The organism is Streptomyces sp. NPDC006134 (genome assembly GCF_040628835.1).
In the GTDB taxonomy this organism is placed as follows: domain Bacteria; phylum Actinomycetota; class Actinomycetes; order Streptomycetales; family Streptomycetaceae; genus Streptomyces.
In genome coordinates, this window is record NZ_JBEXTV010000100.1 from 1 (window position 1) to 14,300 (window position 14,300).

Genomic DNA, 14,300 nt, shown 5'->3' on the forward strand with positions numbered 1-14,300 from the left:
GGGGGTGTTTTTCCCCCCCCTCCCCCCCCCCGCCCCCCGACGCCCCCCCCCCCCCCCCCCTGCCCGGCCGCGGCGGGCCCCCCCGCGCGGCCCGCGCGCCCCCCCGGGGCCCCCCCTTCCGGGCCGGACCGCCGTCAGGCGTCCGTCGGTCCGTCAGTCCTCGTACGCGTCCAGCGGCGGGCACGAGCAGACCAGGTTCCGGTCGCCGAAGGCCTGGTCGATCCGGCGCACCGGCGGCCAGTACTTGCCGGCGGCGGACACCCCGCCCGGGAAGACGGCCTCCTCACGGCTGTACGGGTGCTCCCACGCCCCGCCCAGCGCGGCGGCCGTGTGCGGCGCGCCCCGCAGCGGGTTGTCGTCCGCGGGCCACTCGCCGGAGCCCACCTTCTCGATCTCCGCGCGAATGGCGATCATCGCCTCGCAGAACCGGTCCAGCTCGGCCAGGTCCTCCGACTCGGTCGGCTCGATCATCAGCGTGCCGGCCACCGGGAACGACATCGTCGGCGCGTGGAAGCCGTAGTCGATCAGCCGCTTGGCGACGTCGTCCACGGTCACGCCGGTCGCCTTGGTCAGCGGGCGCAGGTCGATGATGCACTCGTGCGCGACCAGCCCGCCGGGGCCGGTGTACAGCACCGGGTAGTGCGGCTCCAGCCGCTTGGCGACGTAGTTGGCGGACAGCACGGCCACCTGCGTGGCCCGCTTGAGGCCCTCGCCGCCCATGAGCCGGACGTACGCCCACGAGATCGGCAGGATGCCCGCCGAGCCCCACGGCGCGGCCGAGATCGGGCCCACGCCGGTCGCCGGGCCGGCCGCGGGCTGCAGCGGGTGGTTGGGCAGGTACGGCGCCAGGTGCGACCGTACGGCCACCGGGCCGACGCCGGGACCGCCGCCGCCGTGCGGGATGCAGAACGTCTTGTGCAGGTTCAGGTGGGAGACGTCGCCGCCGAAGTGGCCCGGCTTGGCGAGGCCCACCAGCGCGTTGAGGTTGGCGCCGTCGACGTACACCTGGCCGCCCGCCTCGTGCACCTGCGCGCAGATGTCGGCGACGTGCTCCTCGAACACACCGTGCGTCGACGGGTACGTGATCATCAGCACCGCCAGCTCGTCGCGGTGCTGCTCGATCTTGGCCCGCAGGTCCTCGACGTCGATCTCGCCGTCCTCGGCGGTCTTGACGACGACGACCTTCATGCCGGCCATGACCGCGCTCGCGGCGTTGGTGCCGTGCGCGGAGGACGGGATCAGGCACACCGTCCGCCGCTCGTCGCCGTTGGCGCGGTGGTAGCCGCGTACGGCGAGCAGGCCGGCCAGCTCGCCCTGCGACCCGGCGTTCGGCTGGAGCGAGACCTTGTCGTACCCGGTGACCTCGGCGAGCCGCTCCTCCAGCTCACGGATGAGCGTCAGGTAGCCCTGCGCCTGCTCGGCGGGGGCGAACGGGTGCAGCTGCCCGAACTCCGGCCAGGTGACCGGCTCCATCTCCGTCGTCGCGTTGAGCTTCATGGTGCAGGAGCCCAGCGGGATCATGCCGCGGTCCAGCGCGTAGTCCCGGTCGGCGAGGCGGCGCAGGTAGCGCAGCATCGCGGTCTCGGAGCGGTGCTGGTGGAAGACGGGGTGGGTCAGGTAGTCGTCGGTGCGCAGCAGCGCCTCGGGCAGCGCGTCCCCGGCCGTCGCGTCCAGCGCCTCGATGTCGCCCTCGACGCCGAACGCGTTCCACACGGCGCCGATCTGCGCGCGCCCGGTCGTCTCGTCGCAGGCGGCCGAGACGTGGTCGGCGTCGACGAGGCGCAGGTTCACACCGTTCTCGCGCGCGGCGGCGACGACCTCGGCGGCCCGGCCCGGCACCCGCGCGGTGACCGTGTCGAAGTAGCTGCCGTGGACGACCTCCACCCCGCCGTTCGCCAGCCCGGCCGCGAGGATCGCGGCGTAGCGGTGCGTGCGCCGCGCGATGCCCTTCAGGCCGTCCGGCCCGTGGTAGACGGCGTACATGCCGGCCATGACGGCGAGCAGCACCTGCGCGGTGCAGATGTTGCTGGTCGCCTTCTCCCGGCGGATGTGCTGCTCACGCGTCTGCAGCGCGAGGCGGTAGGCCTTGTTCCCGTCCGCGTCCACGGACACGCCCACGAGTCGCCCGGGCAGGCTGCGCGCCATCTTCTCCTGGACGGCCATGTAGCCGGCGTGCGGCCCGCCGAAGCCCATCGGCACGCCGAAGCGCTGCGTCGTGCCGACCGCGATGTCCGCGCCGAGCTCGCCGGGGGACTTCAGCAGGGTCAGCGCGAGCAGGTCGGCGGCGACGGTGACGAGCGCGCCGAGCTCGTGCGCCTGGTCGATGACCGGCTTGATGTCGCGTACGGCACCGGAGGCGCCCGGGTACTGGATCAGGACGCCGTTGATCTCCCGCTCGGCGACCTCCGCCGGGATGCCCTCGCTCAGGTCGGCGACGACGACCTCGACGCCGGTCGGCTCCGCGCGGGTCTGCACCACGGCGATGGTCTGCGGCAGCGCGTCCGCGTCGACCAGGAACAGGCCCTTCTTGTTCTTGCCCATGCGCCGGGACAGCGCCATCGCCTCGGCGGCGGCGGTGCCCTCGTCCAGCAGCGACGCGCCGGAGGTCGGCAGGCCGGTCAGGTCGGCGACCATCGTCTGGAAGTTCAGCAGGGCCTCCAGGCGGCCCTGGGAGATCTCCGGCTGGTACGGCGTGTAGGCGGTGTACCAGGCGGGGTTCTCCATGACGTTGCGCAGGATGACCGGCGGGGTGAAGGTGCCGTAGTAGCCCAGCCCGATCATCGAGTCGAGGACCTGGTTGCGGTCGGCCAGGGAGCGCAGCTCGGCCAGCACCTCGGCCTCGGTGCGCGCGCCCGGCAGCTCCAGCGCGTCGTGGTTCTTGATCACATCCGGCACCGCGGCGGCCGTCAGCTCGTCGAGCGAGCCGTAGCCGACCTGCGCGAGCATCTTGGCCCGGGCCTCGTGGTCGGGGCCGATGTGGCGCTGCTCGAAGGGGATTCCCTGTTCGAGTTCGGAGAGCGGAATGCGAGGGGCGGTCATTGCGGAGGCCTCCTGGTCTGACGCGACCTGCGAGGGGCACCACGGCGCGGGTACCCGTACGGCCTCCCCCTCTGTCATCTCGACCTGAGAGCTTCACCGGGCCACCCGAGGGCTCCCGGCTTTCACCGTCGGTGAGGGCGGACGCCGCCGGCACCCGCCCTGCTTTCCAGAGTGACCTCGTCCGTGCGGTACAGGGGCCTGAGAGATTCCGGGGAGGATTTGCTCCTTCGGCGCCTCCGATGAAGCCTGGAGGACTCTCCCGCACGGGGTCAGCAGCCATTCGTCAGCCTACCAGCGAGGTCAACGCCCGGACGTTCGAGTGGCCGCCTTCACGATTGTGCTCTTTTGTAGTGCTTACGGATGATTCACCCGATGATTCACCGGATGAATGGCGACCAAGTGGAGGGCCCGTGCGCACCGACATCGATCCGCGCAACCTGATCGGCCGCAAGGCGTTCGACCGCGACGGCAACAAGATCGGCACCGTCGACGAGGTCTACCTCGACGACGCCACCGGCCTGCCCGAGTGGGCGGCCATACGCACCGGCCTGTTCAGCAGGGACGCCTTCGTGCCCCTGGAGCCCAGCGAACTGGTCGACGGCACCCTGCGCGTGCCGTTCGACCGGGCCCTGATCAAGGAGGCCCCCGACTTCGGCGTGGGCCGCCACCTCTCGCCGGAGCAGGAACTCCAGCTCTACCACCACTACGGCCTCGACGTGGCCCCTCCGCCCACGCTCCCCGACCGCGACTTCGGCAGGCTGGCGGGCTCGGAGGAGACCTGACGGACCCGCCCCTCAGCCCGCCGCCTCCCGGCCGACGGCCCCGGGTCTTCGCACCACCTCCGACCCCGACGGCCCGGACGGCCCGGACGGCATGGACGGCATGGACGGCATGGACGGCGTGGACGACCCAGACGACACGGACGACACCAGCGGCAGCGGATCCGCCGGCTCCAGGTCCGGGTCCTCGACCCGGAAGGTCCGCACCCGCCCGGGCCCGGATCCGGGCGTCTCGAACCGCACGGTGACCCGCCCGAGCCCGCTGCCCTGCACCCACCCGTGCCCGTACACCGTGTGCCGCACGTCGTGCCCGGCGGGCCAGCGGCGCTCGGCGCCCGGCGCCTGCCGTTCCTCGGCCGGCCGCTCCTCCCGCTCGGGCTCCTCGTCCGGCAGCTCCACCCGCTCCCCCGCCGCCTGCGCGAACAGGTCCTCCTGCGTGTAGTCGGCGAGCCCGCTGACGCCCACCCCGAGCAGCCGTACGCCGCCCGTGGTGTCCACCGAGTCCAGCAGCCGCGCCGCCGCCTCCCGCACCACCGCCGGATCGTCGGTCGGCCCACGCAGCGTCTCGGAGCGGGTCAGCGTGGAGAAGTCGTACCGCCGCACCTTCAGCACGATGGTCCGCCCGGACAACCCGGCCGCGCGCAGCCGCCGCACGCACCGGTCGGCCAGCCGCTGCACCTCCAGGCCGACCCGCACCCGGTCGTGGATGTCCACGTCGTAGGTGTCCTCGACCGACACCGACTTGGCCTCACGCTCGGCCACCACGGGCCTCTCGTCCCGCGCCAGCGCCATCGCGTACAGGGCGTGCCCGTGGGCCTTGCCGAGCAGCCGGACGAGCTCGTCCTCGCCCGCCTCGGCGAGCTCGTCGACCGTCGTGATCCCGGCCCGCCGCAGGTGATCGCCGGTCGCCGGGCCCACCCCGGGCAGCGTCCGCACGGACAGGGGCCCGAGCAACGCCCGCTCGGAGCCCGGCTCGATCAGCACCAGCCCGTCGGGCTTGGCCTGCTCGGAGGCGATCTTGGCGAGCATCTTGGAGGCCGCGAGCCCGACCGAGCCGGTGAGCCCGGTGACGGCCCGGATGTCCGCACGCAGTCTCTCCCCCACCGCCCGCGCCGACTCCGCGTCCCAAGCCGCCTTGTCGGCCTCCAGATCCACGAACGCCTCGTCCAGGCTCAATGGCTCCACGAGCGGCGACAGGGCCCGCAGCAGTTCCATGACCTGCTCGCTGATCGACCGGTAGAGCCCGAACCGCGGGACGAGGTACGCGGCGTTCGGCGCGAGCCTCCGCGCCTGCGCCATGGGCATCGCCGAGCGGACCCCGAAGACGCGCGCCTCGTACGACGCGGTGGCGACCACACCCCTGGGCCCGAGCCCGCCCACGACGACGGCCTTCCCGCGCAGGCTCGGTTTCGACGCCTGCTCGACCGAGGCGTAGAAGGCATCCATGTCGAGGTGCAGGATGGTGGGCGCGCTTCTCACGCCTTCGATGCTGCCCTACACCACTGACAACGGCCGCGTTCGCCCACCCGTATCCGTGGAACCGCTCCCAGCGGCCTTCCGCGGACCGGCTGTGCCCGCTCTCAGACGGCCCGGTTGCGCCGCCGCGCCAGCTCGTCGGCGGGGTTGTGGCCGATCAGCGTCTCGCCCGTGTCGATCCGCTCCCCGTGCAGCTGGGACAGCGCGCTCTCCACGTCCCGCCACACCACCCCGACGGCGATCCCGAAGATGCCCTGCCCGCCCTGGAGCAGCGCGTGCACCTCGTCGGGCGAGGTGCATTCGTAGACGGTGGCACCATCGCTCATCAGCGTCATGCGCTCCAGGTCGCGAAAACCGCGCTCCCTGAGGTGCTGCACGGCGGTGCGGATGTTCTGCAGCGACACCCCGGTGTCGAGGAACCGCTTGACGATCTTCAGCACGACGACGTCGCGGAAGCTGTACAGACGCTGTGTCCCGGACCCGTGGGCGGGCCGCACGCTCGGCTCGACGAGCCCGGTGCGGGCCCAGTAGTCCAGCTGCCGGTAGGTGATGCCGGCGGCCGCGCAGGCCGTCGGGCCGCGGTAGCCGATCTGCTCGGACGCCATGGACGTCGCCCCTCCGCTGCTCGGCACGGCCGTCGGCCGCTGCGGAGCGTGACCGGCCGCACTGTGAAGCGGGTACGGGCCGCTCGCCCCGAGACTGCGTCCGGGGGCACCCCCAGCCGTACCGTCGCCGCTGGTTCTCACGCCGACCTCCGTCCTTGACCTGCCTTCTCGACGGTAGGCAGTCACCAAGGGTGCGTCAACGATCGCCACACTCGGCACGCCGAGTGATAATCACCCTACGAGTGGTTTCCCGTGCCCCACCGCGGGGAAAGGCTAGCCGAATGTGCCCGCAGGGGCCGCGCGACGCTCGCACCGGCCACCGGCACATGCCCGGTTCTCCTCCGCCACCGGCTGTGGGCGGACCCGCCGCCGGCCGCACGTCCCGGACGCCTCACTGGCTGCTGGTACCGAAGTCCTCCGGCGAGATCTGGTCGAGGAACTCGCGGAACTTCTCCACCTCGTCCTCCTGCTCGTCCGGAATCGCGATGCCCGCGTCGTCGAGCACCGTGTCACTGCCGTAGATCGGCGTTCCGGTGCGCAGCGCCAGCGCTATGGCGTCGGACGGCCTGGCGCTCACCTCGACTCCGCTGGCGAAGACCAGCTCCGCGTAGAAGACCCCCTCACGCAGGTCTGTGATGCGTACTTCGGTGAGCTCCTGGCCGACGGCTTCCAGCACGTCCTTGAACAGGTCGTGGGTCAGCGGCCGCGCCGGAGCCATGCCCTGCTGGGCGAAGGCGATCGCCGTCGCCTCCCCCGGTCCGATCCAGATGGGGAGGTAACGGTCGCCTCCCACTTCACGCAGCAGCACGATCGGTTGGTTGGAGGGCATTTCGACCCGGACACCTACGACATCGAGCTCGTTCACACAGCAACCCTAGGCCGTGCCCGGGACGTTTGGGTAGTCGGGCAGGGAACGGGTGGCCGATCCGCACCCGGTCATACACCCCTTTCAGGGGAGGCGCACCCCGAGCGCGGTCTGCACGAGCGCCGCGTGCAGCCGCACCGCGAGCCCCGCCAGCTCCTTGGTACGGGCCTCCGCGTGGGCCCTGGTCTGCGGGTTCCGGTGCCGCCTGAGCGGCGCCACCACCTGGTCCACCAGCCCGGCCTCCCGGTCGGCGGCGGCCTTCATCACCCGCAGATGCCGTGGCTCGATCCCGAACCGCCCCAGCTCGACGACGAGGGAGGCCACGGTGGCCGCCTCGGCGTCGTACGCGCCGTCGGGCAGCGGGGCGATGAGCCCGTACGACTCCCACTCCTGGAGCTCCTGCTCCTCGATGCCGGCCGCGGCGAGCAGCTCGGCCCGTCCGATCCGGGCCGCCGTGGGGCCCTCGGACGGATCCGGCGGCGCCTCCCCGTCGCGCTGCGGGCCCAGCTTCGGCAGCTGCACGGCCTCACCGCGCTCCATGGCGTCCAGGTACTCCCGGATCACCTTCAGCGGCAGGTAGTGGTCCCGCTGCAACCTCAGGACATGGCCGAGCCGCTCGACATCGCTCGCACTGAACTTGCGGTACCCCGCCGGGGTCCGCTGCGGCTCGACGAGCCCCTCCGACTCCAGGAAACGGATCTTGGAGATGGTGATGTCGGGAAACTCGTCGCGCAGCACGTTCAGCACCGTGCCGATGCTCATCAGCTCGCCGTCCGTGGCAGCGGTGCCGTGTCCGGCACCGCCACTCGGTGTGTGAAGCATGGACCTTCCCTGCGGATCCCCGGACGGACTCCGGGGGGTCAGTAGCCCCGCTGGCTCGTGTAGAAGACCAGCCGGTACTTGCCGATCTGGACCTCGTCCCCGTTCGACAGAGCGACCTGGTCGATCCGCTCCCGGTTCACGTACGTGCCGTTCAGGCTGCCCACGTCGGCCACCGTGAACGTGCCGTCCGCACCGCGGCGGAACTCCACGTGGCGGCGGGAGACCGTCACGTCGTCCAGGAAGATGTCGCTCTGCGGATGACGCCCGGCCGTGGTCAGCTCGCCGTCCAGGAGGAAGCGGCTGCCCGAGTTCGGCCCGCGGCGCACGACCAGCAGCGCCGAACCCAGCGGCAGCGCGTCGACGGCCGCCTGCGCCTCGGGGGACAGTGCCGGCATCTGCGTCTGCCCGGTGACCTCGGCGTCGTAGGCCTCCAGACCGGAGATGGAGATCGTGGAGGTCGTCTCCGACGAGCGCTCCGCCGCGACGCCCGGCCGCAGCGGCGCACCGCAGTGGGAGCAGAAGCGGCTGTTCTCCGCGTTGCGGTTACCGCACCTCGTACACACCAGGGCCGACATGGAAGGATCCTCCTGCCGCGGCTGTCCCGCCGGGGCGTTGGACGCGTACGGACCGGAGGCGAACCCTCCACCCGTACCTGAGGTTGACGGTTGCCCGAAACCTATGCCGCCGGACTGCGCAGGGTCAACAGACGGCGCGCCCTGACCACCGGAAATGTCACCGCCCGGACCAGTCACCTGGTCCCGGTACAGCGGACGCTGGCTCTCTGCGTCAGGCTGTGCGCGATGACGAGCGGTCGCGTGGTTGTCGCGGCCCTCTCGCGCGCTCTTGCCGAACAACTTCGCAAACAACTTCACGGGCGATTCCCCTTGACCGAAACAGACCCGCCCGTGGGGCAGGACGAACCCTGACTGAACGTAATGGCCGACCCGGACATCCTGACAACGTCCGTCTCCACCAGACAGTTTCCACCACGCACCACCCATTCGGTGCGCCGACCCCCCGCAACCTCATGCCCTCGCCGGACGGCCCCCATGCACCCCCGGTTCACCGGGAGGACGACCGAGCGTAGTCAGGCCGCTTCGCCGCTCGCAAGGCATCCACGACGATCTTGCTCGACCGCTCAACAGTAACGGTGGCCTGTTCCTTCTCCAGAGTCTGCACCACGCCTCCAGGGATGTTGAGGGCCGGTTCGAGGTCCTGCGGCTTGCCGATGACCTTGAAACGATAGGGCGCGTTGATCTTGTTCCCGTCGACGCTCACGCCGCCGCCGGAATCCGTCAGATACGTTCCGGCGACGACCCGTACGCCGTCCACCTGGATCGCCTCCGCGCCGGCCGCGCGCAGCTCCTGGATCGCGTCGAGCAGCATGTCCGCCTCGACCGTCCCCTTCGTGTCCTCGATGGTCATGGTGATGCCGGGGCCCTGCGCGGCCACGGTGCCCGCCAGAATGCCGAGTTGCCGTTCCTTCTCGACCGTCTGCCTGCGCGCTTCCTCGGCCTGGTCGGAGCTGTTCTCCAGCTCGTCCCGCTGCTTCTCCAGCCCTTGCTTCTCGTCCTCAAGACGTTGTGTGCGGTCGTCGAGTTCATCGAGGATGCGGACGAGATCCTCCTGACGCGCGCCGCGCAGGGCACTGTCCCCGTCGCTGTTGGACGCCACCTGGATCGCCAGCCCGAAACCGAGCCCGAACAGCAGCAGGGCGACGATGAGTTGGGCCCGCGTGACACGCGGCGGCCACAGCCCCTTGACCAGCCGCTGCCGTCCGGTCAGCCGGACCGGTTCCTCCTCCCGGCCCTCCCTGGCCGGAGGAATCACCGCGGGCACCTCCGCGGGCAGCTCCCTGCGCAGTCCGTTCCCGGGTTTCCCGGCGTGCTCCCGCTCCTCGTGTCCGCTCATCGCGCTCACGCCCGGAACACGTGCCGGCGGATCGCCGCGGCGTTGGAGAAGATGCGGATGCCGAGGACCACCACGACACCGGTGGACAGCTGGGCCCCCACGCCCAACTTGTCGCCGAGGAACACGATCAGCGCGGCCACGACCACGTTCGACAGGAACGACACCACGAAGACCTTGTCGTCGAAGATGCCGTCGAGCATGGCCCGCAGACCGCCGAAGACGGCGTCGAGCGCCGCCACGACAGCGATCGGCAGATAAGGCTCGACGACCGCCGGAACCTCGGGCCGGACCAACAGGCCCGCCACGACTCCCAGGACGAGGCCCAGTACGGCGATCACGATGTGCCCTTCCCGGTTTTCTCAGTTTCTTGGTTTTCTTGGGTTTCTTCGGTGTTCTCGAGGTACGGCCGCGCCGTCCGCACGATCACACTCGGTGCGGCGGGGATCCGGAGCTCCTCCTCCACGGAGATGCCGGTCCTGATCCCGTAGTTCTCCTGCAGGACATGCAAGTACATCCCGTCGGGACTGTCCTGGAACCTCGCGCCGAGCCGTTCGCCGTCCCCCACCGCGAGCACCGTGTACGGCGGCACCAGCGGCTTGTTGTCGACCAGTATCGCGTCACCCGCGGCCCTGATCGCGGACAGGGCGGTCAGCCGCTGCCCGTTGATGGCGATCGCCTCGGCGCCCGAGGCCCACAGCCCGTTGACCACCCGCTGCATGTCCCGGTCGCGCACCCGGCCGGTGTCGGAGAACCCGGACGTCCCGCGCGCCTCGCCATCGGCGCCACCGCCCGCGTCCTCGGCATCGTCGACCACCAGCTTCACCCCGGGGCCGTGCACCTCCACAGCCCCCGACAGGACCCCCGCCAGCTGCTGCGGCTCGCTGCCCCCGCCGCTCTGCTCCAGCGCCTCGCGCTGCCGCGCGCTCACGTCGTCACGCAGCTCGTCGACGCTGTGCTCCAGCTTGTCCGCCGCCTCGCTCTCCCGGTCGATCCGGTCGATGAGCTCCTCGCGCTCCTTGGCGACGACGGGCGCCGCGACCCGCGCCTGTGCCGCCCCGACGGTCACGACGAGAGCGGCGAGCACCAGCCCGGCGGCCAGGCCCAGCTTGGCCCGGAGCGTCTTGGGCATGCCACCGGTGCCGTCGGCCTTCTTCCGCGCGGCGGCCTCGGCGTATCCGTCGTCGAGGCTGTGGTCCATGACGTTCGTGATCAACGACATGGACGCGTCCGGGCGCGCGGGCCGCGCGGGACTGCTCCGAACGGGGGGTTGCTGCGGCATGCCGCACATCGTCGCACGTCGCGCCCGCTCCCCGTGAACGGCCCCACCGACGTGCCGGACAGGACCCCAGGGGGGCACCTGTCCGGCACGCGCGCGTGCAGTGCGTGTCTACCGCCCCGCGCTGTCCACGACCGCCGACCACTCGTCGAGCAGCGCCTGCGCGGAGGCGTCGTCGGGCCCCTCGGCCCACAGATGGGTGACGGCCTCGGCCGGATCGGGCAGCACCATGACCCAGCGCCCGTCGGACTCCACCACCCGCACGCCGTCGGTGGTGTCCACGAAGCGGTCTCCGGCCGCTTCGACGACCCGCCGCATGACGAGCCCCTTGACGGCCCACGGGGTCGCCAGATCCCGCTTGAGGACGTGCGCGCGCGGGATGCGCGCGTCGATCTGGCTGAGCGTGAGCTGCGTCCGCGCCACCAGCCCGATGAGCCGTACGAAGGCCGCCGTGCCGTCGTAGACGCTGCTGAACTCGGGGACGATGAACCCGCCCTTGCCGTCGCCGCCGAAGATCGTCCCTTCCTCGCCGCCGACCCGCGTCAGGTCGTCGGGCGAGGTGGTCGTCCACTCGACCTGGGTCCCGTGGTACGCCGCCACCTGCTCGGCGATCCTGGTCGTGGTCACCGGCAGCGCCACCCGGCCGCTGCGCCGCTCGGCGGCGACCAGGTCCAGCATCACCAGCAGCGCCCGGTCGTCCTCGATGATGCGGCCCTTCTCGTCGACGAGCGACAGCCGCTCGCCCACCGGGTCGAACCGCACACCGAACGCGGCCCCCGAGGACGCCACGATCTCACCGAGCCGCACCAGCCCCGCCCGCCGCATGTCGGCGGTCTCCGTCGGCCTGGACTCGTCGAGACCGGGATTGATGGTCAGCGAGTCCACTCCCAGCTTGCCGAGCAGACTCGGCAGCACGAGCCCCGCACTGCCGTTGGAGGCGTCCACGACGACCTTCAGCCCCGACTCGGCGATCCCGGTCGTGTCGACGTTCCGCAGCAGCGAGCCCGTGTACGAGTCGAACACACTGGCGGGGAAGTGCAGGTCCCCGATCTCCCCGGGGAACGCACGCCGGTACTCCTGCCGCGCGAACACCCGGTCCAGCTTCCGCTGACTGCCCTGCGACAGGTCGGCGCCCTGCCCGTCGAAGAACATGATGTCCACGGAATCCGGCACCCCGGGCGTCGTCCGGATCATGATGCCGCCGGCACTGCCCCGAGCGGTCTGCTGCCGCGCCACGGGCAGCGGTACGTTCTCCAGGTCCCGTACGTCGATGGCGCTGGCCTGCAGCGCGGAGATGACCGCCCGCTTCAGCGCACGCGCACCACGGGAGTGGTCGCGGGCCGTGGTCACCGTGGAGCCCTTCTTGAGGGTCGTCGCATAGGCGCCGGCGAGACGCACGGCGAGCTCCGGGGTGATCTCCACGTTCAGGATGCCGGACACCCCGCGGGCGCCGAAGAGATGCGCCTGTCCCCGCGACTCCCAGATGACCGAGGTGTTGACGAAAGCACCGGCCTCGATCGTCTTGAACGGGTAGACACGGACATTGCCCTGCACGATCGATTCTTCACCGACCAGGCACTCGTCGCCGATGACCGCGCCGTCCTCGATCCGCGCCGCACGCATGATGTCGGTGTTCTTGCCGACGACACAGCCCCGCAGGTTGCTGTGCGGCCCGACGTACACGTTGTCGTGGACGACGGCCTTGTGGAGGAAGGCACCGCTCTTGACGACCACGTTGGAGCCCACGACGGTGTGCTCACGGATCTCGGCGCCGGCTTCCACCTTGGCGTAGTCCCCGATGTACAGCGGCCCGCGCAGGACGGCATCGGGATGCACTTCGGCGCCCTCGGCCACCCACACACCCGGTGAGATCTCGAAGCCGTCGATGTCGACGTCGACCTTGCCCTCCAGGACGTCGGCCTGGGCCTTCACGTAGCTCTCGTGCGTGCCGACGTCCTCCCAGTACCCCTCGGCCACATAGCCGTAGATCGGCTTGCCTTCCTTCATCAACTGCGGGAAGACGTCGCCGGACCAGTCGACGGGCACATCCGGCTCGACATAGTCGAAGACCTCGGGCTCCATGACGTAGATACCGGTGTTCACGGTGTCCGAGAAGACCTGGCCCCAGGTCGGCTTCTCCAGGAAGCGCTCGACCTTGCCTTCCTCGTCGACAATGGTGATGCCGAATTCAAGGGGGTTGGGCACCCGTGTCAGACACACGGTGACCAACGCGCCCTTCTCCTTGTGGAAATTGATCAGCTCGGTGAGGTCGAAGTCGGTCAGGGCATCACCGGAGATGACAAGGAAGGCATCGTCCTTCAACGCCTCTTCGGCGTTCTTGACGCTTCCGGCGGTACCGAGTGGCTTCTCCTCGTTGGCATAGGTGAGCTCCATTCCGAGCTCTTCACCGTCACCGAAGTAGTTCTTGACCAGCGAGGCCAAGAACTGGACGGTCACCACGGTCTCATTGAGCCCATGCCTTTTGAGCAGCCGCAGCACATGCTCCATGATCGGCCGGTTGGCGACCGGCAGGAGCGGCTTGGGCATGCTTGAGGTCATGGGGCGAAGGCGCGTGCCTTCGCCTCCGGCCATCACAACGGCCTTCATGTCGGAAGCGTCCTCCTCCAAGAGACGACGGTCTAGCCGACTTCACTCACGAAGATTGTCCCGCAGTTTTCCCTCAGGGGCCATCGCACGGCTGTGGCCGTGCTCATCAGCGAGTTCAATCGGCCATGGCGTCCGCACGGACCAGGCGGCGGACTTGAACCATGTAGAGGACTCCTGCCCACCAATACAGCGTTGTACCCCATCCGGCGAACGCCCATCCGAAAATAGCAGCGAGTGACGAGATCCATCCAGTTCCGTCACTGAGCAGGAGCAAGGGGAAGGCGTACATCAAGTTGAACGTTGCGGCTTTCCCCAGGAAGTTCACCTGCGGCGGCGGATAGCCGTGCCGGCGGAGGATGCCCACCATCACGAGCAGTACCAGCTCCCTGGCGAGAAGAACGACAGTCAGCCAGAGAGGCAGGATCTCGCGCCATGTGAGACCCACCAGAGTGGACAGGATGTAGAGCCGGTCGGCCGCGGGATCGAGCAGCCGGCCCAGGCTGCTGATCTGGTTCCACCGCCGGGCGAGCTTGCCGTCCAGATAGTCGCTGACTCCGCTCAGGGCCAGCACCAACAGCGCCCAGCCATCGCTTTTCGGCCCTCCGAACTCCGGCCTCAGGATGAGCCAGAGGAAGAGGGGAACGCCGACGAGACGCGCCATGCTGAGGATGTTGGGGATGGTGAGGACCCGGTCGGTCTGAACACGGGTCTCCTGGACCTCCACCCGGGAGCCTCCTGTGGGAAATGAGCCAATGATGCTCCCTGACCTTACCTCAACGCAAAAAAGCTCCGGCTCCCGGGCTGTAAGCCTGGGAGCCGGAGCTCAATAATTGTTCGGCGGCGTCCTACTCTCCCACAGGGTCCCCCCTGCAGTACCATCGGCGCTGTAGAGCTTAGCTTCCGGGTTCGGAATGTAACCG

The 14,300-nt window shown here is 70.2% G+C and carries 12 protein-coding genes, 1 rRNA gene and 1 riboswitch; of the genes, 1 reads left to right on the forward strand and 12 read right to left on the reverse strand.

Going from position 1 to position 14,300, the window contains the following annotated elements; all coding sequences use genetic code 11:
* Nucleotides 1-153: 153 nt before the first annotated feature.
* Nucleotides 154-3,039, reverse strand: a complete 2,886-nt coding sequence (gene gcvP / locus ABZ340_RS35250) for an aminomethyl-transferring glycine dehydrogenase (protein ID WP_358785975.1) — start codon at nucleotides 3,037-3,039, stop codon at nucleotides 154-156.
* Nucleotides 3,040-3,215: 176 nt separating this feature from the next.
* Nucleotides 3,216-3,311: riboswitch (glycine riboswitch) on the reverse strand.
* 138 nt (nucleotides 3,312-3,449) lie between these two features.
* On the opposite strand from gcvP, the gene ABZ340_RS35255 reads away from it, so the two are divergent.
* Entirely contained in the window at nucleotides 3,450-3,821 is a 372-nt protein-coding gene (locus ABZ340_RS35255; protein ID WP_358785976.1) for a PRC-barrel domain-containing protein, read from the forward strand.
* Between the two features lie 12 nt (nucleotides 3,822-3,833).
* Here the strand turns inward: ABZ340_RS35255 and ABZ340_RS35260 are convergent, their stop codons facing one another.
* From ABZ340_RS35260 to rrf, 11 genes are all read right to left on the reverse strand, one after another.
* A complete protein-coding gene (locus ABZ340_RS35260) occupies nucleotides 3,834-5,297 on the reverse strand; it encodes a DNA polymerase IV (protein ID WP_358785977.1) in 1,464 nt (487 codons plus the stop codon).
* A gap of 101 nt (nucleotides 5,298-5,398) precedes the next feature.
* A complete protein-coding gene (locus ABZ340_RS35265; protein ID WP_358785978.1) occupies nucleotides 5,399-6,040 on the reverse strand; it encodes a MerR family transcriptional regulator in 642 nt (213 codons plus the stop codon).
* Between the two features lie 250 nt (nucleotides 6,041-6,290).
* A complete protein-coding gene (locus ABZ340_RS35270) occupies nucleotides 6,291-6,764 on the reverse strand; it encodes a bifunctional nuclease family protein (protein WP_026253112.1) in 474 nt (157 codons plus the stop codon).
* An 84-nt stretch (nucleotides 6,765-6,848) separates the two neighbouring features.
* On the reverse strand, nucleotides 6,849-7,586 hold the full coding sequence (locus ABZ340_RS35275; protein WP_358785979.1) for a MerR family transcriptional regulator: 738 nt from the start codon (nucleotides 7,584-7,586) through the stop codon (nucleotides 6,849-6,851).
* Between the two features lie 38 nt (nucleotides 7,587-7,624).
* Complete coding sequence (locus ABZ340_RS35280) at nucleotides 7,625-8,587, reverse strand: FHA domain-containing protein (RefSeq protein ID WP_358785980.1); 963 nt, start codon at nucleotides 8,585-8,587, stop codon at nucleotides 7,625-7,627.
* A 61-nt stretch (nucleotides 8,588-8,648) separates the two neighbouring features.
* The gene (locus ABZ340_RS35285) at nucleotides 8,649-9,497 is read right to left on the reverse strand and encodes a DUF881 domain-containing protein (RefSeq protein ID WP_358785981.1); all 849 of its coding nucleotides are present in this window, start codon (nucleotides 9,495-9,497) and stop codon (nucleotides 8,649-8,651) included.
* A 5-nt stretch (nucleotides 9,498-9,502) separates the two neighbouring features.
* A complete protein-coding gene (locus ABZ340_RS35290; protein WP_009343209.1) occupies nucleotides 9,503-9,835 on the reverse strand; it encodes a small basic family protein in 333 nt (110 codons plus the stop codon).
* A complete protein-coding gene (locus ABZ340_RS35295) occupies nucleotides 9,832-10,776 on the reverse strand; it encodes a DUF881 domain-containing protein (protein ID WP_358785982.1) in 945 nt (314 codons plus the stop codon). The genes ABZ340_RS35290 and ABZ340_RS35295 overlap by 4 nt, the downstream gene beginning before the upstream one ends.
* A gap of 108 nt (nucleotides 10,777-10,884) precedes the next feature.
* Entirely contained in the window at nucleotides 10,885-13,380 is a 2,496-nt protein-coding gene (locus ABZ340_RS35300) for a mannose-1-phosphate guanyltransferase (protein ID WP_358785983.1), read from the reverse strand.
* Nucleotides 13,381-13,495: 115 nt separating this feature from the next.
* Nucleotides 13,496-14,104, reverse strand: coding sequence for a CDP-alcohol phosphatidyltransferase family protein (locus ABZ340_RS35305; protein WP_358785984.1), 609 nt, complete (start codon nucleotides 14,102-14,104; stop codon nucleotides 13,496-13,498).
* A 108-nt stretch (nucleotides 14,105-14,212) separates the two neighbouring features.
* Nucleotides 14,213-14,300: ribosomal RNA gene (rrf, locus tag ABZ340_RS35310) — 5S ribosomal RNA — on the reverse strand; the annotation flags it as partial.